This window comes from uncultured Flavobacterium sp. (genome assembly GCF_963925415.1).
In the GTDB taxonomy this organism is placed as follows: Bacteria; Bacteroidota; Bacteroidia; order Flavobacteriales; family Flavobacteriaceae; genus Flavobacterium.
This window is the reverse complement of record NZ_CAWUTS010000095.1, coordinates 19,367-42,624: the sequence shown is the minus strand read 5'-3', so window position 1 is coordinate 42,624 and position 23,258 is coordinate 19,367. Positions and strand designations below refer to the sequence as shown.

Below are 23,258 nucleotides of genomic sequence, written 5' to 3'. Positions count from 1 at the left end.
CATTTTTTTAAAAATTAACATTTAAACCTAATACATATGTTTTTGGAGTAGGATAAAATCCGTAGTCAATACCACCTGAAATAGGGTCTCCACTATTTGCTGATGGGTCATATCCTTTATAGTTTGTAAACGTATATATATTGTTTGCTGATGCATAAATACGTACTTTACTCATACCCGCTTTCTTTATAAAAGAATCTGGAAGCGAGTATCCTAATTGGATGTTTTGAATTCTAAAGAACGAAGCATCTTCTACAAAATAATTTGAAAATAAATTGTTTGATGAAGCGCCTGCTGTAACTCGTGGCACATCATTACTAGTTCCTTCTCCTGTCCATCTACCCAATACATAGTTTAATTTGTTTAAGTTGTTTTCAGTTCTTTCATAATTACGAATCAAATCATTTCCAACTGACGCATACGAATAAGCAACAAAATCAAAACCTTTATATTTTAAATTTAAATTAAATCCTAAGGTATAATCTGCAATTGATTTACCAATAAATGTTCTATCATCTAAATTTACTACACCATCTCCGTTAACATCTTTAAAACGTATGTCTCCAGGAGAAGCTGCCGTTCCTAGACCAGCTTGAGAAGGGTGAGCATTAACCTCGGCTTGATTTTGAAATATTCCATCCGTTTGTAATCCATAAAATGATCCTATCGGTTGACCAACTTGCATTCTTGTTGGAGATTGTTGACCAATACCAAATGCGCCACTTTCAATAAATCCAGTTGAATTTTTAACTTCTAATACTTCGTTATTTATAGTAGTTACATTAAATCCTAAACTGTATTTAAAATCTTTAATTTCGTTTTTGTAGTTTAAGGCTAATTCAAATCCTGTATTTCTAACCGTTCCTGCATTTACGGTTGGGTTTCCAGAACCTGGAGCACCTTGGCCATTAATTCCCGAAACAGGTGTGCCTCTAATTAACAAATCGCTACGCTTATTGTTAAAATAATCTGCCGTAATTTCAAGTTTATTATTAAACATTTTAGCATCAATACCCACATCTAATTTGGTGTCAAATTCCCATTTAACATCTGGATTCGGAATTTGACCTAATGCAGTTCCGTTTGACAAAATACCATCAAACACATATGTACCCTCACCTGATAATAACGAACGGTAATCATTATTACCAATAGCATCATTACCTAAAGTTCCATAACTGGCTCTTAATTTTAAGAAATTAACTTTACTGTCTTGATTAAAAAATTCTTCGTCAGAAATAATCCAACCACCTAAAACAGAATTAAAAAAAGCTACACTGTTATTAGGAGCAAACCTTGAAGATTGATCTCTTCTTAAAATCACAGAAAGTAAATATTTTCCGCTATAATCATAATCTACTGTAGAAAACAAAGAAGGTCTTTTGTAAGCTGCAGACTTATATGACCCAACAGTTAATACACCTTCTGGTGCCGGACCGTTTGCAAGAGCAATGTCTGCATATTCCCATAAGTTATAGGGTACGTCATAACCTGTTGCATATAAACCTTCGCCACCCTCTTCATATAAAGTACCACCAACGGTTACTTTTACATTATGTTTTTCTGCAAAAGACTTTTCATATTCAGCATAAAAGTCAAAAGTATAGTTGTTAAATTTTTGTGTGTTTTGAGATACCGTACTTTGACTTACGTTATTAAAAACTTTTCCAATACCATAATCAACTAACATGTTAAATGATTTTGCTACACTATTACCTCTTTGAAAACCATAACGAGTAGTAAATTTTAAATCGCTTGTCGCTTTAAATTCTAAACTCATACCACCATTTAAACGTTCTTGATTATAACTGTTATACGTGTTAGTAATTTGAGCTAATGGGTTTATTACCTCATTACCAAAACCAGGTGTGGCAGGAACTAAAGTATATGCACCATTTGCATCATAAGGCGTTAATGTTGAAGGTGTATTTAAAGCGTTAAATAATACAGAACCTAATCCGCCTTCATTTAAACCTTGTCTATTAAAATCGGTATAAATTAAATTTGTTGAAAATTTAAATTTGTCTGATAGGTCTACACCTACAGCAATTCTTGCTGTTCCTCTGTCAAACCCAGATTTATCGAGACCTACAATACCGTCTTGCTTTATTTTAGATGCACTAAATGCAAAGGTCATTTTTTCTGAACCACCCGAAACAGACATGTCATTATTAATGATTGGAGCATTTTTTAAAACTTGATCTTGCCAATCAGTCCCTTTTCCAATCCCAACGATTGAAGGGTATGGTATTGTTAAACCTGCATTTGCATTACTTTCATTAAGTAGCAATGCATATTCTTGAGCATTTAACAAATTGATTTTTTTAGTTGTTTGCTGAAAACCTGTATATGAATTAAATGAAACTTTAGTTTTTGCATTTTTCTTACCTTGTTTTGTGGTAACAATAACAACACCATTAGCACCAACAGCACCATAAACAGCAGCCTGTGCATCTTTAAGTACAGTGATGGATTCAATATCCGATGGATTTAATAAATCCATACTACCTTGATAACCGTCAATTAACACTAAAGGACCATTATTACCATTAGAAGAAATTCCTCTAATTCTTATGTCAAAACCAGAGCCAGGTGCACCAGAACCTGAAGAAACATATACTCCAGCAACCGTACCTTGAAGCGCTTGTTCTGCTTTAATAGGTCTTAAATCTTCTATAATTTTACTATCTACTATAGCAATGGAACCCGTAACATCTTTCTTAGTTTTTGTTCCATATCCAATAACAACAATATCTTTCAAAGCTTCCACATTTTCAGTCAATGAAATGGTTACTTTTTCAGATTTGTTAATTACTTTATTAAAGTCATTATACCCTACGTAACTAAATACTAGAGTTGAACCTGATGGATTGTCTGAGATAGTAAAATTTCCATCAAAATCTGAAATAACACCAGTTTTGGTTGTTGTGTTAATAATGTTAACTCCTAAAAGGACTTCACCCGTTTTTGAGTCTACTATCCTACCAGATAACTCGTATTTTTGAGAAAATACAGTTATGGAAAAAAGAAAAAGTGTGAATACTAAAATACTTGATTTCATATATCTATAATTTGTTAATTTAATAATTTCAATATTTATTTGTTGAATATTGAAATGTTTTATTTTCAAATGCAAATTATGATAAAACGAGCTTTAAAAGTCCGTTTACACCACAACAAAAAATATACATTACGGTAATTTGTTAAAAAAAATATGAATTAATTAAAAAAAAGACTGTATATAAGCAGATAATATAATTATTTATTGCCTATTTGCACTATAGAATATGAGTTTATATATATAAATGTTGTGGCTATGTATGGGTAAAATTTATAAATGGTAGTGTTAAATTGATAAAATATATTCCACTAAACCTTGTTCGTGTGATAAATCCATTTTTTTACGCAAACGATAGCGCTTTATTTCTACACTTCGTACAGAAATATTGATAAGTGGTGCAATCTCTTTAGAGGATAAGTTAAGCCTTAAATAAGCACATAGTCTTAAATCATTTGGGGTTAAAGAAGAGTGTGTTTGCTTTACTGTTTTTATAAAGTTATTATCTACATTATCAAAGGCTTCTTTAAAAACATTCCAGGTATCTTCTTCTTTTACATTTTTTGTAATTGTTGTAATAATAGATTTTATACTTCTATTAGAAGTGTCTCCAGTAGAGTTTTTTAAATCTTCTTTTATTATGTTCAACAACTCCGTCTTTTTTAATAAATTTAATGTAGAAACAGCTAGTTCTTTATTTTTCTTATCTACATCTAAACTAAGTTGCTCATTTTTAATTCTCATGATTTCTTGATTGGATTCTAATTCTTTTAACTCGAGCAATAGATTATTTTCGGCTATTATACTTTGATGTCTTTTTTCGTGATAATTTGAATAATATTTATTTACAAAATATAACAGTACAAGAAAGGATATGAAATAAATAAATTTTGCCCATGTATTACTGTACCATGGTTTTTTTATAGAAAATGAATATGAAGATATGTTTTCAGTTATAGAATTAGCCACTTTTGCTCTCACGCTAAAAACATAATCACCTGGAGCTAAGTTTTTAAAAACTGTTGATGATTTAGAATCCCACTTACTCCATTGATTTTGTAATCCTATCAATTTAAATTGAAATTCTGAATTGATATACGAATCATATTCAGGTATGGTATAATTAAATACCACATTGTTTTGCTTATAATTAAAAGAACCCTCTTCATATATTGAATTATAAAAAGGCTTTTGATTTAATATGTTATTGCTAATTTGAGTAAGAGTAACTTTGTATTTTTTAAAATTTATATTATTATTTTCTAATATATAATATCCATCTGTTGTTCCAATTAAATAAGCCGCTTCATTTATTTTAACAATATTTTCATATCCTGACATTGAGTTTGTTAAAGAGGCTGAAATAGGCAAGCTGGTTTTTTTTAAGTCAAAGGACATTTTGCTTGATGAAAAATTGTAAATATAATTTTTGGTAAAAAACCATAAATCATTTGACTTGTCGACTACCATTTTACCTGTAACATATTCATCTTTGTCATATATAGTGCTTAAAATACTATCTTTTTTAAATTCTTTTGTTTTTGAATCTAATTTAAAAACACCTGCTCTTGATGCATAATAAATTTGATTATTTAATTTTACTAAACTTGCATTTTTTCCTTTTAATGGCGTTTTATATTCAAATACAACTGTAGCGCTTGTTAAATTTTTATTTGCTTTAAACCTATAAATTCCTTTATATTCATGACTAACATAGATCTCATCTTTAATAATTTCAAAATATCGAGAGGAGTAATCAAAACCTTTAATTTTATTTTTAAAAAGCCATTTTCCATTTTTAAATTCTAATAAAGAAATACCAGAATAATTACCTTGAAGAATAATGTTTTTGTTAAAAGGTAACGATTCAAATTTCCAGGTTCCTGATTGTTTATAAATTAAGGAAGCTAGGTCTTTTTCAATTATAAATGTTCCTGAATCATGACCACAAAAAAGGGTTTTATTGTGTTCGTATAAAGACCAAACTTGACCGTTTGTACCTTTAATAAATTTAAAATCAGAGACAGAATTTATGTTTTTATAAAACAATCCTTGATTTGTGCCTATATAAAGTATGTTGTTTTGAATTTTAGACGCATAAACGGTTCCTATTAAACCTGTAATATCTACAAAACTTTTAACCGGAGATTGCATGTTTATGCAATTAATTCCATTATCTAAACCTATCCATAAATTATTATCTGAATCCTCAAATAAAGATAAAATAGTATTATTACTAAGACCATTATATTGGGTAATTTTATAGACCAAGTCACCGTTTTTATTTAATATAAAAATACCATTTGAAATTGTACCAATAATAAAATTACCGTCAGATAAAAGTTTAAAACTATAAATACTACATTGGCTCAACTCCTTGTCTATAGAAGTGTTATGTTTTTTAAATTCATTATTTCTATAACTGTATATTCCTTGTTTTTGTGTAACCAATAAAAGTCCATCTTCAGATTCAATAAGACTTATTATCTTTTTTTCTTGAATAAAGTCTTTACTTAAAAAGATTTTGCTTTTTCCATTAACGATTTCAAATAAACCATTATTTGTTTGAAAATAAATTCCTTTTGAGGTTTGATATGTCTTAAATATAGTATTGCTTGGAGAAATTACTGAGAACTTGTTTGTTTTTGTATTGTAAGCATATATATTTTGTAATGATTGAAAAAGGATCCAATCGTCGTAACTAAAAATTCCCCAAAATTGTTCATCATCAACTAGTTTTTCTTTTATATTTTTAGTTAATGATTCGTATTTCAATTGTCCATTTTTTTGTCTTTCCCAAAAACCAAAATCCATATAAGAACCTGTATAAATTTTTTTATTTATACATTTAACGGATCGTATTATGGTTTCATTTGAAGATGGGTACAAGGTCCATTTTGAACCATTAAATTCTAATAACCCTTCATTATTAGCAAAAAACATGAAATGATTTTCATCTTGAGAAATCATCCAATTTTGAATACCTGCTTTGTAGTCAGTTTGACTATATTTAACTATTGGCGGTAGTTCTTGACAGAAAAAAAATTGAAAAGAAAAAAACAATACTAATAGAATCTTATATTTCAAAATAAAATAATTAATGAGTTGAATACATAATAAATGTAAAAATAATAAAAAAAGGCATGCAAAAGCATACCTTTTTATAATCTTAATAATTAAAGAACTAGTTTTTGATTAATTTCTTAACAACTTTTAAACCGTTAGAATTTAAGTTTAAGAAATATTGACCAGAGTTTAATTCAGAAATGTCCAACGTAAAATCTTTAGAATTTACTAATTTATTCATAACCGTTTGTCCTAAAACATTTACAACAGAAACAGAATCAATATTTTCAATAGAAGTAATATTTACAATATTATTTGTTGGATTTGGATACATATTAACTTTTGAATCAGTAAAAGATTCAGAACTAGCAGTAGCTACTTTATAAAAATAAAAATTATCAATGTATAGTAAAGAAGGTGCCGAAGGATCAATTAATAATTGCGTAATTTTTGTTTTATTTGGTAACGCAGCAAAAGAAGACATATCTACTTCAATACTTTGCCATGAACCTGTTACAGTTGTTCCTAAAGGAGCAATAGCTTCACCACCGTCAACAGTATTGACAATTTTAACACCGATAGGATTAGTGTCTGGCGTCCAATAATCAATATGCATTTTTTCCATGTTAGTAAGATTAACACCATTTGTATAATTTGTTACTATACCAATAAATTCACACCCAGTTATTTTCCAAGTATCATTTCCTTCAATCTGCATTACTGAAAAATTTCCTAATTGTGACCAAATAGTTGGTAATTCATCTAAAGTAACATTAGTATAAGCACCACTGTATATTGAAACAACATCTGCAGCATCTCTAGCTGGAGGAGTTGGAGCAGCAACTAGAGGTTCTTGTCCTGCACAAGGTGCACAATTTCCACCGCAATCAATACCTGTTTCAGAACCATTCATTACACCATCAGTACATGTTGCTGGGTCAGTTAACTTATTGGCACCCCAAGTAATATCATCAACTAAAAGTTGTACATCAGATGTTCTATTTGCACCACCACAAGTAAAGTCAATAAATACAACAACTTGGTCAATATTAACATTGTCACCAGCGTTAAAACCAGAAATATTCCAAGTTAAATTTACCCATTCGTTAAGAGTTGTAACCAAACCTTGATTATCAGAGATTTCAAAAACGGTTCCATTGGTAGCATTTGCAAATTTTATTCCTACCTTACCAGCTATACTTTTATTAACTTTCATACTTAAAGTTAAATTACTAGTCACACCTGCATCTAATTGCCAAGTCCCTAAAGTACCATGCAGATTAATTGTACCCGCATAACAAGCTGAATTTTGAGTTGCAATTAATTTTAAAACTTGAGTAGTTGCTGAAGTGTTTACGCCATCAGGATCGGGATTGGTGATTATTTCTGCACTTGGAGATGGATTTTCAAATGTTGTCCAATTAGCTAGGGTTCCTGAAGGAGTTCCAGATTCAAATCCTAAATTATACTGTTGCTGTTGCGAAAAAGCAAATGAAACAGTAAAAAGAATTAATAAGTAAGTAATTTTTTTCATAATATCTATTTTTTTGAGTTAAATATTTAATTATATCAAATATATCTTATAAATAAATGTGATATTAATAATTAGTGATATAGAAACTATACATTTTTATAAATACTTAAAAACAATAAGAAAGTCAATAAATAATAGAAAAACAACACGTTACAAAATGAAATCCTTTATACAAAAGAGACATTTAAACAACTATTATAACGGTTTAGTATAGGTAATGTATAGTTTTTTTAACCGCAGTTAAAAAGCAATTGACCTGTTGAAAGTCATAAAATAGGTTGTTTGTGCTTAAAATTAAAAAAAACAAAGAAAAAGTTGTGTATCGAACCATTATACTTTGAGAAAATTTATGATATTCCTTTTCTAAATATTTATGTCTAGTGGCATTATTTATGTAAATTTGCATTTCTTAACAAAATGCTATGATTAAAACCGATTTTTCAAAATTAGAACCTAAAAAAAATATCTTAATAAAAGGAGCACAACTACACAATTTAAAAAATATTGATGTAGCTATACCCCGCAATAAATTAGTTGTAATTACGGGCCTATCGGGCTCAGGCAAATCGAGTTTAGCTTTTGATACCTTATATGCAGAAGGGCAGCGAAGATATGTTGAAAGTTTATCTTCTTATGCTAGACAATTTTTAGGTCGTTTAGACAAACCAAAAGTAGATTATATAAAAGGTATAGCTCCTGCAATAGCTATTGAACAAAAAGTAAATACCACAAATGCTCGATCAACTGTTGGTACCTCCACAGAAATTTATGATTATTTAAAATTACTATTTGCACGAATTGGCAAAACTATTTCGCCGGTCTCTGAAAAAGAAGTTAAAAAAGACACTATTGCCGATGTAATAACCTATATTAAAAGCTTAGAATCTGATTCTAAATGGCTTTTAGCAAGTCCTATTCATTTAGAAGAAGGTAGAACTATAGAAGACAAGTTAAAAGTTCTTTTGCAACAAGGTTTTGCTCGTATTTTAGTTGACAACGAAATGATCCGTTTAGACGCTATTGAAGAATTAAACTTTGTTAAAAATGAAGTGCTTTTAATTATCGATAGAATTGTTGTTAAAAAAGATGATGAGGAGTTTATGAATCGTTTGGCAGATGCTATTCAAACAGCATTTTTTGAAGGAAAAGGAACCTGTTATTTACAAGAAGTAAATACAAATAAAAGAGTTGGATTTAGCAATAATTTTGACCTTGACGGAATGAATTTCTTGGAGCCAAATATTCATTTATTTAGTTTTAATAATCCTTATGGAGCTTGTCCTACGTGTGAAGGTTACGGAAGTATCATAGGTATAGATATTGATTTAGTAATTCCAAACACGGCTTTGTCGGTTTATGAAAATGCTATTTTTCCTTGGCGAGGCGAAAGTATGAGTTGGTATAGAGATCAATTGGTCAACAATGCATATCGATTTGACTTTCCTATTCACAAACCCTATTTTGAACTTTCAGAACCACAAAAGGCACTAATTTGGGAAGGAAATAACTACTTCACAGGTTTACATACGTTCTTTTCTGAATTAGAAGAAAAAAATTATAAAATTCAAAATAGAGTTATGCTTTCACGTTATCGTGGAAAAACCAAATGCCATTCTTGTAAAGGAAAAAGATTGCGTATAGAGTCAACTTATGTTAAAATAGCAGGCAAAAACATATCTGACTTAGTTGATTTGCCAATATTAAATTTAATTGAATTTTTTAAAGAACTGAAGCTTAACACCTATGACGCTATTGTTGGTAAACGATTATTAATCGAAATTAACAGCAGATTGGAATTTTTAAACAAAGTTGGCTTAAGCTATCTAACGTTAAACAGAAATTCAGCTACTTTATCTGGAGGAGAATCTCAACGCATTAATTTGGCTACCTCATTAGGAAGTAGTTTAGTAGGATCTATGTATATTTTAGACGAACCCAGCATTGGTTTACATCCAAAAGACACGGAACAATTGATTGAAGTTTTAAAAAACTTACGTGATTTAGGCAATACTGTTATCGTTGTAGAACATGATGAAGATATTATGAAAGCTGCCGATATGATTATAGATATTGGACCCGAAGCAGGCACAAATGGAGGGTATTTAGTAGCGCAAGGAACCTATGAAGAAATTTTGAAGGCAGACTCGTTAACTGCTAAATATTTAAATGGTCTAGAACAAATTGAAGTTCCAAAAAAACGCAGAAAATTTAAAAATCATATTGATGTTATTGGAGCAAGAGAAAACAATCTTCAAAATCAAAATTTTACCTTCCCTTTAGATTGTTTGACTGTAATAACTGGCGTTTCAGGAAGTGGTAAAAGTACATTGGTTAAAAAGATTTTATTTCCTGCCATCAAAAAAAAATTGGAAGGAATTAGTGAAAAACCAGGACAATTTACAGCTTTAGAAGGCAGTTATGCGCATATAAAACATATTGAATACGTAGATCAAAATCCTATTGGAAGAAGCTCGCGATCCAATCCTGTAACGTATATAAAAGCGTATGACGATATTCGAGAATTATATGCCAAACAATCAGTTTCTAAATTGCGAAATTACCAAGCCAAGCATTTTTCATTCAATGTAGATGGCGGAAGATGCGAAACCTGTAAAGGCGACGGCTCGGTTACTATTGAAATGCAGTTTATGGCTGATGTGCATTTAGAATGTGAAATGTGTAATGGAAAACGCTTCAAAAAAGAAGTCTTAGAAGCTAAATTTGAAGATAAAAATATTGATGATTTATTAAAAATGACTATTGATGAAGCTTTAACTTTTTTTACCAAATTTGAACAAAAGAAAATTACTCAAAAACTACAACCTTTGCAAGATGTTGGTTTAGGGTATGTACAATTGGGACAATCCTCTTCTACCCTTTCTGGTGGAGAAGCTCAACGTATTAAATTAGCCTCTTTTTTAGTAAAAGGCACCATAAAAGACAAAGCCTTATTTGTTTTTGACGAACCCACAACAGGCTTACACTTTCACGACATTAAAAAACTATTAGCATCTTTTGACGCATTAATCGAAAAAGGACATTCAATTATTGTAATTGAGCACAATTTAGATTTAATTAAATGTGCCGATTACATTATTGACATTGGCCCAGAAGGTGGTGTTTTTGGAGGTAAACTAATGGCTTTTGGCACACCCGAAGAAGTTGCTAAAAACAAAAATTCGGTTACTGGAAAGTATTTGAAGATGAAGTTGTAATTAGTTAATAAAATTTCTTTTTAATTTTTTTAAATACTGAAACAATAACTTGATTAACATCCAAAGATAATTTTAATTTATAGCTTAGAGACATGTAAATTATTGTTACCAATATTGATTTTAAAGCCATGTTTACAATCGGATGAAAAGAAAATTCCCAAAAATAAAAGAGTAAAAAACAAGCTATTAAAACCCCAAAGGCAATAATAGTTTTTTGTGTAAAAGGAAATAAATTCATTCGTTTTACTACAAATAATAATTTGGCTAAACTATAAATCGTAATGGCTATCATTGTAGCGAAGGCAGTTCCATTTAATCCGTACAGGGGTATAAAAATCATGTTTAACAAAACGGCTGTGGTAACCAACAATACACCTAAAAATAAAACCATTTTATAATATTTTGAATTGAAAATAATAGCATTATTGTTGCCTAAAATTAAATCAAAGTATTTTGACAACCCAATGGTAAAAACTACAAAAACACCACCAGAATATTGCTTTGGTAACAATAAATACAATTGATTAATGTTAACCAAAATGCCTAAAAATATTAAACCACCAACAATTTGTAGTGTAATTGAAGATTTTTTATATAAGTCATTTAGCTCGTCATGTTTGTTTTCGCTCATCAATTTAGCCGTAATTGGATACGTAATTTGATGCATGGCTCTACTTGGAACAGCAATTACAGTCGCTATAAATATTGCCACAGAATAGTAAGCAATATTTTCAATATCAACATAGCTATTTAACATTAATTTGTCAATTTCTAAAAACAAATTGGCAATTCCACCAGTTAAAATAATGAACAAGCTATAAGTAATAATTGCCTTATAATTAAAAGGAAATCTAAACTTAAAAGAAGGAAATCTAACTTTAAAAGCATATATTTTCATGATAATCATGGATACCAAATAAATTATCATTAAAGAATACACAAACTCTTTTGGAGTTATCCAATTATAATAAACGGATAAAAGACTAATTGTAACTAATATTCTAATAAAAACTTCTTTAATAAAATTACCTAAAACCGATTGCATATGAACTTTTACCCAAGCATAAAATATTTCAAAATAACCCATACAAAGTCCGATTATTGGAATTTGCCATACATAATCATAAACAATTGAATTTTTAACAGACAACCATTCTGCAATTTGATGATAGCTAAAATATCCAATCAACGAAAACGGAATTATCAACAAAAAAGGAAGAAATAATACAAAGGTTAAAAAAGTAGATTTTTCATCCTCTGTTTTATATTCATTAAAATATTTAACCACCGTATTGTGAACTCCAAAAGCCATTAAAGGCATCATAATATTTGCCGTTGACAAAATAAAAGCAACCAAGCCATAATATGTATCTCCCAAAAAATGTACGTACATATACAACGTATTTACAGCTCCAATGGCAAAACCAATGTAAGTGATAACTGTGTTTTTTAAGGACTGATTTAAGACTATTCCCATTTTTTAGCGTTCTGTTTCAGTTTACTGATAAATTGTCGTTTGGCATTAGCCAACGGAAAAAGTATTCAGATACTATATTTTTTTTAAAATTTTAGATAAATGTTCGGTTAGTTCTTTTCTGTTGTATTTTTCCAAACCAATGGCATTTACTTGTAATGTGTTTTGTTTAAAATGATTGTAATACATTTTTATTTGACATTTTAAAGCCTCTTTTTCATCATACATAAAGAATGTTCCTGTGTTGGTTTCATTAATGATGTTTTTAAAATCCGCCTGTTTGGGGCCAATGGCTAAAATAGGTCTTTTAGAAACCATATATTCAAATAATTTTCCTGGAATAATACAATTTGTGGCTTCTGAATCTATTTCAATTAACAATAAAACTTGCGAACTTTTTTGTTCTTGTAAAGCTTCCTTGTGTGAAACATAACCCAAATAATTTACATAGTTTTCTAATCTAAATTCTTTGATGGTTTCTAAAACTTCTTTACTAACGGCTCCAATTAATTTCAGTTGAAAATCGTTTGCAAATGCTTTATTTTCATGTACTAATTCTGATAAAGATTTCCATAAAATTCTTGGATTTCTTTCTGATAAAAACGAACCTATGTGTGCCAAAGTAAATTTAGAATCCATCGATTTTTTTGCTACCTCTTCAAAATCATAACCGTTTGTTATTACTTCAATTGGTTTTGAAGTAATTTGTTCAAATTCTGATTTTGTTGTTGATGAAGTTACGATTAATTGGTCACAACTATTCATCACTTCTTTTTCTAAATCCTTATGTTTTTGAGCCGCTTTTTTAGATAATTTTAGTGCTTTGTGGTAGCCAATCGTAGTCCAAGGATCTCGAAAATCTGCAATCCATTTAATATTATTTTGTTTTTTTAAACCCAGTCCAATTAAATGCACACTATGAGGTGGACCAGTTGTAATTATGGTTTCAATATTGTTTTCTATAATATAGTTGCAGAGAAATTTTATAGAGGGTTTAACCCAAAATATTCGTGCATCAGGAATAAACATATTTCCTCTTATCCAAAGTAATGCTTTTTCAATAAAAGATTGTTTTTTCTTATTAGAAATAATTCCAGAACTGATTTTATTTGTTTTATTTTTCGACAAAAAAGAAGCCAAGCCATAAGGTTCAAAAATAGGTTTTTTAATAATTGTTGCCTTTTCTGAAACTTCTTTAAGCAAATTCTCATCTAATAAAGGATAAGTTGGGTTTTCTGGAATATAAACAAATGGTTCAACTCCAAAATTAGGCAAATACTTTACAAATTTTAACCAACGCTGCACTCCTGGCCCACCAGCTGGAGGCCAATAATAAGTGATGATTAGTATTTTTTGTTTTTCTGGTTTCAGTTTGTTTTTGTTAAAAAATTGAAAATTCTACATTCAAAAATTATTATGTGTTTTTTATCAAGCTAAACTTGATTCCGCTTCTTAATTATTTTAAGATGCTGAATCAAGTTCAGCTTAACTAGGTTTAAACTACTCTTTCTTGCTTACTCTTTCTTCTTTACTCTCAAAATAAATTCCACCAATTAATAACAACAACATTCCAATAGAACTAAACAATACAATTGTACTTCCTGTTTTTACAACTTTGGGGTCAAATTTAAATTCAATGATGTGCTTTCCTGACGGAACTTGTAAGCCTCTTAAAGCATAATTTACTCTAAATATTGGAGATTCTTTCCCATCTATTGTTGCTATCCATCCATTTTTATAATACATTTCAGAAAAAACTGCAAAACCATCATTTAAATTGGTAGATGCATATTTTAAATGATTGGGTTTGTATTGGATTAAGTCAATTTTGGAAAGAGAATCTTTTGAAATATTTGTAGCTCCTTTAAAATCGTGTCCGCTTTTCGCTAAAACATCTAAAACCAATTCATCTTTGGTTCTCAAACTATCCAAAGCTTTCATTTCTTGATCAGCAGAACTTACTTGAATAATTTTTTTAACAAACCAAGCATTTCCATTTGCATCTGGGTTTAGCAACGCAACATCATCTCCTTGTTCATTGCTCTGTATGATGTATTTAGTATTTAGCATGTTATAAACCTGAAGGTTTTTTTTGGCAATTTGGTAATCAAATAATTGCTGCATTCTTCGGGGTTTAACCGCACTATAACCACCTAATGATTTATGAAAATATGAACTACGTGCACTGCTCATGTTTCCATTAATTTCAAACACTCTAAAATGTGTGCTGTCTTTAAGTATGTTTTGGTCAGCTTCGGTGATTTGATAAGGAATGTCAATTTCTCGTTTCGACTTAAAATTATCTTTGTTTACATACTTTTTATCTACTACAGCCAAATCAAAAACCATAATTAATCCTATTACGATAACAGCATTTGTTTGGGTAATTTTATGCTTTAAAGAAGCATACATTGCCAAAAAAACTAGTGCAAAAAACCCAAGAGATCGCATTACATCAGAAGAATACATAGCTGCTCTATCTTCTTTTAAAACACGCAGAAAATCATAGCCATAAGACTCTATATAAGCCCCGTCTGAAGGACCTGAGAAATCAAACATACCTTTGCATAAAAATAAGGAAACTAAAATTCCACCTACTATGGCTCCTGATTTCCATAAAGCGTTCCATTTTTGAGTGTCATCTGATTTGTAAAAAGAGTATAATCCTAAAACAGCTAAAACAGGCATACATAATTCCAATATAACTTGGATAGACGAAACAGCTCTAAATTTATTGTATAATGGAACATAATTGATGAAAAAGTTTGTTAAAAACATGAAATTTTTTCCCCAAGAAAGAAACAATGAAACTATAATACCCGTTAGTAAAGCATGTTTTATTTTTCTTTTTTCTACAAATAAAGCTAAAACAGCCAAAAAGAAAACTATAATTCCTATATAAGCTGGGCCCGAAACACCTGGTTGATCACCCCAATACGTTCGCAATTGTTTGGTAATTATGCTAGCGTCATTTTCACTAGCACCTTGAGACAAAACATATTGAAACATTTCAGAATCTTTACCTAAATCTTCATAACTAGCTCCTCCAAAAAGTCTGGGGGCTATTAAATTTAAACTTTCTGCAATTCCATAACTATAATCAGTTATGTATTCATAACTCATCGCGTTAGAGCTTTCTTTTTTAGAACCATTGGGTTCAAAAGTTAATTCACTATCGCTTCGAGTTGAAAATTTCGCATATTCTGAAGTTGCCATCAATCCTGTTGCATTTGATCCTACCGCAAAAAAGCCTGCTAGGGCAAAAACGCCAACAACTTTAGATAAACCTTTAAAATCTTTTTCTTTTATAAATTCAATAAAATAATAGATGGATACTACTAAAAGCAGGATCAACAAATAATAGGTCATTTGAAAGTGATTCGCTTGTATTTCTAAGGCTGCTGCTATCATTGTCAGTAATCCCCCAACAACATATCGTTTTTTGAACACCAGTAAAACACCTGCTAACACCATAGGCATATAGGCAATGGCATGGGCTTTTGCATTATGTCCAGCTCCTATAATAATTATCATATAGGTAGAAAACCCAAATGCTAAAGCTCCAAAAAAGGCTTTTAACGGATCTACTTTTAAAACCAATAAAAGAATATAAAACCCCAAAAAATACAAAAACAAATAATCGGCAGGTCGAGGTAAAAAACGCAAAACATCATCAAATTGTCCAATGAAATCGTTTGGATATTTTGCCCCTAATTGATAGGTTGGCATACCTCCAAAAGCACTATTAGTCCAGTAAGGTTCTTGATTGGTTTCTATTCTAAAATCGTTTTGCTCTTTTGCCATTCCTGTATATTCGGCAATATCGTGCTGATATATTTGTTCGCCTTTTAACACAGGGTAAAAATAAATGACAGCAACAATAATAAAGCCTAAAACAGCTAGTAAATGGGAGCTGTATTTTTGTAAATATTTCATTCTTTTATATAAATTTTAATACCGCTAAAGTAAATAAAAAAAGGATATTGTTAAAATATCCTTTGTGTTATTGTTTAATCAAAAATTAATCCAATTCTTCATAATCAACATAATCGCCTACTTTTTTCTTTTCTTGGGGGTTTACCTTGGTTTGAGTCGAGTCATTAACATTTGATTGATTTTGATTTTGTTGTTGCTTAAACTGGTTTTCCATTTTTTGTTGCAACTTACTCATTGCTTTTTGCATTAAAAAAGGAGCAAAAAGACGCACTAAAAATTTAAACAAATAATAAAATAAAATAATTATGGCTATTGTTCTTAAAAAGCCAGAAAAAGATGCTTCTGTCATTATACTAAAATTTTAAAATTCAAAATTACAATTATAAGTAGTTAAAAACCCTATTTTGTTTCTTAAATTTATGATAAATAACTACTTTTGAAAACTTATATATCTGATTTATGAAAAAAATATCTATCGTATTAATATTGACAACTTTACTTTCTACAGATTTTTCCTACGCTCAATACACAGATGTAATTAACTCAAATCGTCCCGGAAAATCAATGATGGCTTTCTCGGTAGGCAAGTCTGTAATTCAGTTAGAATCGGGTTTTTTTTTAATCAATGAAAATCATGATTTGTTAGGTTATGATGCAACTGGATTTGGTGTTGATTTTGCAGCAAGATGGGGTTTGTTTAAAGATGAACTAGAAATAATAGCAGAAGTTCAATATCAAGAAGACATCTATACAAGTACAATTGAAAAATTTAAAAGAAACGCAATACGATCAACCACATTTGGCGTAAAGTATTTAGTATATGACCCTAATAAATATTACGAACATAAAACAAATATAAGAAGTTGGAAGGCTAATCAAGGATTTAAATGGAGGCAATTACTTCCTTCTGTTGCTGCATATGCCGGTGTAATTATAAACCCTAATACAAACCCTTTTGCCTTTTATTCAACAAAACCTACATCAAAATTAGATGGCAAAGTTACTTTGATAACACAAAACACTTTAGGAACAAGATGGGTTTTAGTTAATAATTTTATCTACTCTAAATTTGCATCAGAATTTCCTTCTTTAGAATATATTTCAACCTTAACGCACGGTATAAATCAACGATGGTCTATTTTTATAGAAAATCAAGGATACAGCAGCCGCGTATACAAAGATAACGTTTTTAGAGGAGGGGCTGCTTTTTTAATCACTTCTGACATGCAAGTTGACGCTTCGTTTTCAAAAAACATAAAAAACACACCATCACTTATGCATGGTGGCTTAGGCTTGTCTTGGCGATTTGATGAAAATTACAGAGAATTGAGAATTAAATCTCCTAAGGACTATAATAAAGATAAAAACAACAAAAGCGCTAAAGAAAGAGAATCTAAAAAGAATAAAAGAAAAAAAGAAAAAACAAACATATAAACTCAATAGAGCACATATAAAATTAATCTTAATGATAGTTATAAAAGAAGCAACGTCTAAAAAAGAAATGAAAGACTTCGTAATGTTTTCATTCGATTTATATAAAAACAACCCTTATTGGATTCCACCTATAATAAAAGAAGAGTTAGAAACTTTTGATAAAGATAAAAACCCTGTGTTTTTATCTGCTGAAGCTTATTTTTATTTGGCCTATAAAGAGAATAAAATAGTTGGAAAAATAGCCGCAATTATCAATTGGGATGAAGTAAATAAGCTAGGCAAAAGCAAAGTGCGTTTTGGTTGGTTTGATGTTATAGACGATGTTCAAGTTACGAAAGCATTGTTGGAAAAAGTATATGAGTTAGGAAAAAAAAACAATTTAGAAATGGCAGAAGGTCCTATTGGATTTTCAAATCTAGATAAAGTTGGGGTTCTTATAGAAGGTTTTGACCAAATAGGCAACATGGTCACATGGTACAGTTTGCCCTATTATAAAGATCATTTTGAAAAACTAGGCTTAACAAAAGAAAAAGAATATGTAGAAAGCACCTTTTCATTTAGTAATATAAACCCTGAAACATTTCAAAAATTTAGTTCTTTAATCAAAGAACGATACGGACTAAGAAGCTTAAATTTTACTAAAACTAAAGATTTAATGCCTTATGTAGATAAAATGTTTGATTTATTTAATGATAGTTACGCAAAACTGCAGTCATTTGTTGCCATTAATGACATTCAAAAAAAGTATTTTAAAAAGAAATATATTAGCTTTATTAATCCTGAATTTATAAAATTTGTCCTTGACAAAGATGATAATATGGTTGCTTTTGCCATAGTAATGCCTGGTTTTAGCGAAGCCCTTAAAAAAGCCAATGGAAAACTATTTCCTTTTGGATTCTATCATTTATTAAAAGCTAAAAAAAAGTCTAAAGAAGTTGTTTTTTACTTAATTGGGGTTCGCCCAGAATATCAAAGTAAAGGTGTTACTTCAATCCTCTTTGAAGAATTATATAAAGCATGCCATGCTAAAGGAATAGATACTTGTACCAGAACACCAGAGTTAGAAGATAACACGGCTATTTTAAATCTTTGGAAAAATTTTAATACAAAAATAAACAAACGAAGACGAACGTATAGTATAAAATTATAAAGACATAAAACAAAAAATCCATTAACTATTTACTAATGGATTTTTTGTTATTAAAAAGTACTCTAAATACTATAAACTTAAGCGTCTAGATCAACTGTTGTTCTATCAGCTATTTCTTTATACGTTCCGTTAACAAGTTTATCGCGAATAATTTCAAAAGCAGATAAGGTTTCATCAATATCAGATAAAGAATGTGATGCCGTTGGAATCATCCTTAATAAAATAATTCCTTTAGGAATAACCGGATAAATTACAATCGACAAGAAAATACTATAGTTTTCTCTTAAATCATTAACCATAACCATGGCTTCTGGAACACTTCCTTCAAGATAAACAGGTGTAACACATGTGTTTGTATCTCCAATATTAAATCCTTTTTCTTTTAATCCGTTTTGTAAAGCATTCACGTTTACCCAAAGTTTGTCTTTTAAACTTGAACTTTCACGTAATAATTCTAATCGTTTTAAAGCTCCTAAAGTTTGTATCATTGGCAATGATTTAGCAAACATTTGAGAACGTAAATTATATTTTAAATAATCAATAATATCTTTATCAGCAGCTAAAAAAGCTCCTATACTTGCCATAGATTTTGCAAAAGTAGAAAAGTATACATCAATTCCGTCTTGACAACCTTGCTCTTCACCTGCTCCAGCACCTGTTTTTCCAAGAGTACCAAAACCATGAGCATCGTCAACTAATAAACGAAAATTATATTTTTCTTTTAAAGCTACAATTTCTTTAATTTTTCCTTGTTGACCTCGCATTCCAAAAACACCTTCGGTAATGAATAAAATACCACCACCTGTTTCTGTTGCCATTTTGGTAGCACGTTGCAAGTTTTTTTCCATACTTTCCAAATCATTGTGACGGTATGTAAAACGTTTTCCCATGTGCAAACGAACACCATCAATGATACAGGCATGTGCGTCAACGTCATAAACTATAATATCATTTTTAGAAACTAACGCATCAATACATGACATAATTCCTTGATAACCAAAATTCAACAAATAAGCTGATTCTTTTTGTACAAAGGCAGCCAATTCATTTTCTAATTGTTCATGAGCATCAGTATGCCCACTCATCATACGAGCACCCATTGGATAAGCTGCACCATATTGTAAAGCTGCATCTGCATCCGCTTTTCTAACTTCAGGATGATTCGCTAAACCCAGATAATCGTTTATTGACCAATTTAATACTTCTTTTCCTTTAAACATCATTCTAGGACCTAATTCTCCCTCTAATTTTGGAAAAACAAAATAGCCTTCTGCTTGAGATGCCCATTTTCCTAGTGGACCTTTATTGTTTTGAATTCTTTCAAATAAATCTTTTACCATGATATCTTTTTTGTTAAAAAACTATGCAAAATTACAAATAAAATAACTCTCTACATAATTTATTTTATTGGAGTATTTAAAACAATAAAAGCACTTATAACAACATTAATTTGCCGTTTTGCAACATTCTATTTATTAATTTTTTTATAGTTGACTAAAAAAAACAAGCATAAAAAGCTACTGCTTACAAAACATACTGAAAAATAAAGAGTACAAATTAGTTGATATTCAAATAATGCATGTATATTTGCACCGAACGACACAGCGATGTGGTTACACGTTTACCATGAAAGTCGATCGCTCCAGATCGGCTTTTGTACTTTTACAGAAGTTCTGGAACAAATCAATTTCAATTACTCATTAAAATTGAAACAATCTAAAACAACAACAATGCAACTTGTATTTGCCTCCAACAATAAAAATAAAATCAAAGAAATTCAGCAAATGCTACCTGATTTTATAACTATTTTAAGTTTGTTAGATATTGGATGCACCGAAGAAATTGCAGAAACCTCCAACACTATTGAAGGAAATGCAGCTTTAAAAGCAAATTATGTTAGTCAAAAATATGGATACGATTGCTTTGCTGATGATACAGGCTTAGAAGTTGAAGCATTAAATAATGCGCCAGGAGTTTATTCTGCAAGATATGCAGGTGAACAAAAAAATGCAGATGACAATATGGATAAATTATTGTTTGATTTAGATCAAAAATCAAATAAAAAAGCCCAATTTAAAACTGTAATTGCTTTAAATTTAAACAAAAATCAATTTTTTTTTACTGGTATTGCCAAAGGAAAAATTATACAAGAAAAAAGAGGAACAGAAGGATTTGGTTATGATCCTATTTTTGTTGCTGAAAATCATACCAAAACATTTGCAGAAATAACATCAGCTGAAAAGGCAGCCATCAGTCATAGAGGAATTGCAGTTACACATTTAATTCAATTTTTAAATAAATTTGAAGTAAAACCACCCACTAATTCAGCTACTTAACGATAATTTTTTATAAATTAATCAAAAAAAATACATAACTAATTGATATTCAGTAACAAACTTATTAGCTATATTGATTAATTAGCCCTACCTTTGCACCCAATTTAAAATACTTTATGAATAAATTTGAACAATTAGGTCTGAATGAATCGTTACTGCTGGCGATCAAAGATCTAGGATTTGAAAATCCGTCAGAAGTGCAAGAAAAAGCGATTCCAGTTCTATTGGAACAAAATACAGATTTAGTAGCTTTAGCACAAACAGGTACAGGGAAAACAGCAGCATTTGGTTTTCCGCTTATCCAAAAAATAAATGTAGAAGACAGAAGTACTCAAGCATTAATTTTATCTCCAACACGCGAACTTTGTTTGCAAATTACAAACGAAATTAAACTGTATTCAAAATACATTAAAGGTTTAAATACAGTTGCAGTATACGGTGGAGCAAGCATAACGGATCAAGCAAGAGATATTAGACGTGGAGCACAAGTAATTGTAGCAACTCCTGGTAGAATGCAAGACATGATTAATCGTGGACTTGTAAACATTAAAAACATCAGCATCTGTATTCTTGATGAAGCAGACGAAATGTTAAACATGGGCTTTTATGACGATATAGTTTCTATATTATCAGACACACCCGACGACAAAAACACATGGTTGTTTTCAGCAACTATGCCTGCTGAAGTCGCAAGAATTGCTAAAAAATTTATGAAAGATCCTGCAGAAGTTACTGTAGGTCATAAGAATTCTGGTTCTAAAACCGTTTCTCACGAATTTTACTTAGTAAATGCTCGTGATAGATATGAAGCGCTAAAACGTTTGGCAGATTCTAATCCAGATATCTTTTCTGTGGTTTTCTGTAGAACAAAAAGAGACACTCAATCCGTTGCTGAAAAATTAATTGAAGATGGTTATAGTGCAGCAGCATTGCATGGTGACTTATCTCAGGCACAACGAGATGGGGTAATGAAATCTTTTAGAGGTAGACAAATTCAAATGCTTGTTGCTACGGATGTTGCGGCTCGTGGAATTGACGTTGAAAACATTACACACGTTGTAAATTATCAATTACCTGACGAAATTGAAACCTACAATCACCGCTCAGGAAGAACAGGTCGTGCTGGTAAAACCGGTACTTCAATTGTTATTATCACAAAAAGCGAGTTGCGTAAAATTTCTTCAATAGAACGAATCATTCAACAAAAATTTCAAGAAAAAACAATACCTTCTGGAATTGAAATTTGCGAAATTCAATTGTTGCACTTAGCAAATAAAATAAAAGACACAGAAATAGATCACGAAATTGACAACTATTTACCTGCAATTAATGAAGTTCTTGATGGGCTAACCAAAGAAGAATTGATTAAAAAAATGGTTTCTGTTGAATTTAACAGATTTATTGCATACTACAAAAAAAATCGTGACTTGTCTGGATCTAATTCAGGTGAGAGAAGCGAAAGAAGCACTTCACCAAGAGAGTTTAAGTCAGGTGATGACGTTCGTTATTTTATAAACATAGGCTCAAGAGATGATTTTGATTGGATGCAATTAAAAGACTTTATTAAAGAAACCTTAGATTTAGGTCGTGACGATGTATTTAAAGTTGACGTAAAAGAAGGATTTTCATTCTTCAATACTGATGGTGAACACATGACTAAAGTAATGGAAACCTTAAACGGTTTTGACATGAACGGTAGAAGAATAAATGTTGAAATCTCCAAAAACGAAGGTGGCGGAGGTTCTAGAAACTCACCAAGAAGAGACCATAACGGAAGAGGCGGAAGAAGCGATAGAGGTTCTGGCGGTGGTGGTGGATTTAGAGGAAGAAGTGATAGCGGAAGTCGTGATAGTAGTGGTGGTGGCAGAAACTTTACAAAAAGAGATTCTAGTGCTCCTGCAAGCGAAAGAAAAAGAACATCTTCATCTGATGAAGCACCTAGAAGAGAAAGAAAAAGCTCAGACGGTGAATCTAAAGGTTTTTTTGAAAAAGCTAAAAGGTCAAGAAGAAGCGAATAAATAGTTAATTTTCTTATAAAACTACAAAATATCCCCA

13 protein-coding genes are annotated in these 23,258 nt (G+C 30.4%); 5 read left to right on the top strand and 8 right to left on the bottom strand.

Translation table 11 applies throughout. From position 1 onward, the window contains the following. Positions 1 to 7: 7 nt before the first annotated feature. The 3 genes from AABM47_RS07735 to AABM47_RS07725 all read right to left on the bottom strand — a co-directional run bounded on the left by AABM47_RS07735 (position 8) and on the right by AABM47_RS07725 (position 7,658). Positions 8 to 3,061: a TonB-dependent receptor gene (locus tag AABM47_RS07735; protein ID WP_338410354.1), complete on the bottom strand. Its 3,054-nt coding sequence runs from the start codon at positions 3,059 to 3,061 to the stop codon at positions 8 to 10. A 285-nt stretch (positions 3,062 to 3,346) separates the two neighbouring features. Next, on the bottom strand, positions 3,347 to 6,028 hold the full coding sequence (locus tag AABM47_RS07730) for a two-component regulator propeller domain-containing protein (RefSeq protein WP_338410353.1): 2,682 nt from the start codon (positions 6,026 to 6,028) through the stop codon (positions 3,347 to 3,349). 214 nt (positions 6,029 to 6,242) lie between these two features. Further along, the gene (locus AABM47_RS07725) at positions 6,243 to 7,658 is read right to left on the bottom strand and encodes a T9SS type A sorting domain-containing protein (RefSeq protein WP_338410352.1); all 1,416 of its coding nucleotides are present in this window, start codon (positions 7,656 to 7,658) and stop codon (positions 6,243 to 6,245) included. A 422-nt stretch (positions 7,659 to 8,080) separates the two neighbouring features. Here AABM47_RS07725 and uvrA point away from each other — a divergent pair, with 422 nt between their 5' ends. Then, complete coding sequence (gene uvrA, locus AABM47_RS07720) at positions 8,081 to 10,873, top strand: excinuclease ABC subunit UvrA (protein ID WP_338410351.1); 2,793 nt, start codon at positions 8,081 to 8,083, stop codon at positions 10,871 to 10,873. A 4-nt stretch (positions 10,874 to 10,877) separates the two neighbouring features. Here uvrA and AABM47_RS07715 read toward each other — a convergent pair whose 3' ends face one another. The 4 genes from AABM47_RS07715 to AABM47_RS07700 form a co-directional block, all read right to left on the bottom strand. Continuing rightward, complete coding sequence (locus AABM47_RS07715; RefSeq protein WP_338410350.1) at positions 10,878 to 12,350, bottom strand: oligosaccharide flippase family protein; 1,473 nt, start codon at positions 12,348 to 12,350, stop codon at positions 10,878 to 10,880. A 72-nt stretch (positions 12,351 to 12,422) separates the two neighbouring features. Next, entirely contained in the window at positions 12,423 to 13,718 is a 1,296-nt protein-coding gene (locus tag AABM47_RS07710; RefSeq protein WP_338410359.1) for a glycosyltransferase family 4 protein, read from the bottom strand. Between the two features lie 129 nt (positions 13,719 to 13,847). Next, a complete protein-coding gene (locus AABM47_RS07705) occupies positions 13,848 to 16,283 on the bottom strand; it encodes a YfhO family protein (RefSeq protein WP_338410349.1) in 2,436 nt (811 codons plus the stop codon). Between the two features lie 85 nt (positions 16,284 to 16,368). Beyond that, positions 16,369 to 16,632: a DUF4834 domain-containing protein gene (locus AABM47_RS07700; RefSeq protein ID WP_338410348.1), complete on the bottom strand. Its 264-nt coding sequence runs from the start codon at positions 16,630 to 16,632 to the stop codon at positions 16,369 to 16,371. A gap of 110 nt (positions 16,633 to 16,742) precedes the next feature. Here AABM47_RS07700 and AABM47_RS07695 point away from each other — a divergent pair, with 110 nt between their 5' ends. After that, entirely contained in the window at positions 16,743 to 17,717 is a 975-nt protein-coding gene (locus AABM47_RS07695; protein ID WP_338410347.1) for a transporter, read from the top strand. Positions 17,718 to 17,748: 31 nt separating this feature from the next. Further along, positions 17,749 to 18,867: a GNAT family N-acetyltransferase gene (locus AABM47_RS07690; RefSeq protein WP_338410346.1), complete on the top strand. Its 1,119-nt coding sequence runs from the start codon at positions 17,749 to 17,751 to the stop codon at positions 18,865 to 18,867. A gap of 77 nt (positions 18,868 to 18,944) precedes the next feature. Here the strand turns inward: AABM47_RS07690 and AABM47_RS07685 are convergent, their stop codons facing one another. Then, positions 18,945 to 20,207 carry a pyridoxal phosphate-dependent aminotransferase family protein gene (locus AABM47_RS07685; protein ID WP_338410345.1) on the bottom strand — a complete coding sequence of 421 codons (1,263 nt, stop codon included), beginning with the start codon at positions 20,205 to 20,207 and terminating at the stop codon, positions 18,945 to 18,947. Between the two features lie 390 nt (positions 20,208 to 20,597). Between AABM47_RS07685 and AABM47_RS07680 the strand changes: the two genes are divergently transcribed. Continuing rightward, the gene (locus tag AABM47_RS07680; RefSeq protein ID WP_338410344.1) at positions 20,598 to 21,203 is read left to right on the top strand and encodes a non-canonical purine NTP diphosphatase; all 606 of its coding nucleotides are present in this window, start codon (positions 20,598 to 20,600) and stop codon (positions 21,201 to 21,203) included. Between the two features lie 116 nt (positions 21,204 to 21,319). Further along, a complete protein-coding gene (locus AABM47_RS07675) occupies positions 21,320 to 23,221 on the top strand; it encodes a DEAD/DEAH box helicase (RefSeq protein ID WP_338410343.1) in 1,902 nt (633 codons plus the stop codon). Positions 23,222 to 23,258 lie beyond the last annotated feature (37 nt).